Raw genomic sequence first — 724 nt, 5'->3', positions numbered from 1 at the left:
CCGAATCACTCTTAAATTGTTTGTTAGTTGCCCATCTCAAAGCCTAGTGCTAACATTTGTACACACACCAAAAAAGGAATAAATCATGGACACTAGAATTCAATTTCGTGTTGATGAAGAAACAAAACGCCTAGCTCAACAAATGGCTGAGAGCCAAGGTCGCACTCTGAGTGACGCATGTCGTGAACTTACTGAGCAACTCGCTGAACAACAAAGAAAAACATTATCTCACGATGCATGGCTAACTGAACAAGTAAACCTAGCATTTGAGAAGTTTGACTCAGGAAAATCCGTTTTCGTTGAGCACCAAACTGCTAAGTCTCGAATGGAAGAGCGCAAAGCCAGAATCCGTAATCGAGGTAAGCAATGATTTTATGGGAAGAAGAGTCACTTAATGATCGTGAAAAGATCTTTGAGTTTCTCTATGACTTCAACCCTGATGCGGCAGAGAAAACCGACAACCTCATTGAAGCAAAAGTAGAAAACTTGCTTGAACAACCTTTAATGGGCGTACAACGAGATGGCATCCGCAGACGATTGCTTATTATTCCTGAGATTTCGATGATTGTGTCTTACTGGTTCGAGGGCGATATCATCCGAGTTATGCGTGTACTCCACCAGAAACAAAAATTCCCTACGGATTGATTACTCGCTCTGGGGAACTAACGCCCTGTTAAGGGGTGAGCAACGCAATACCTAAGCCGCTGCATACCACTTTAAACAC

At 42.7% G+C, this 724-nt stretch carries 2 protein-coding genes; both read left to right on the top strand.

Translation table 11 applies throughout. The annotated features are described in order from the left end of the window. Window positions 1-85 precede the first annotated feature (85 nt). Window positions 86-370, top strand: a complete 285-nt coding sequence (locus tag VHA02S_RS24975) for a type II toxin-antitoxin system TacA family antitoxin (protein ID WP_005398409.1) — start codon at window positions 86-88, stop codon at window positions 368-370. After that, window positions 367-645 (top strand): type II toxin-antitoxin system RelE/ParE family toxin, encoded by a 279-nt coding sequence (locus tag VHA02S_RS24970; protein ID WP_038899484.1) that lies wholly within the window; start codon window positions 367-369, stop codon window positions 643-645. The genes VHA02S_RS24975 and VHA02S_RS24970 overlap by 4 nt, the downstream gene beginning before the upstream one ends. Window positions 646-724 lie beyond the last annotated feature (79 nt).

The sequence above is a fragment of the Vibrio harveyi NBRC 15634 = ATCC 14126 = KCTC 12724 genome, from assembly GCF_001591145.1.
Taxonomy (GTDB): Bacteria; Pseudomonadota; Gammaproteobacteria; order Enterobacterales; family Vibrionaceae; genus Vibrio; species Vibrio harveyi.
The sequence above is the reverse complement of the archived record's forward strand: the minus strand, read 5'-3'. Positions and strand labels throughout refer to the sequence as shown.

Coding starts and splice junctions, on each gene's coding strand:
- VHA02S_RS24970 (WP_038899484.1), top strand. CDS start 367: ATGATTTTATGGGAAGAAGAGTCACTTAATGATCGTGAAAAGATCTTT.
- VHA02S_RS24975 (WP_005398409.1), top strand. CDS start 86: ATGGACACTAGAATTCAATTTCGTGTTGATGAAGAAACAAAACGCCTA.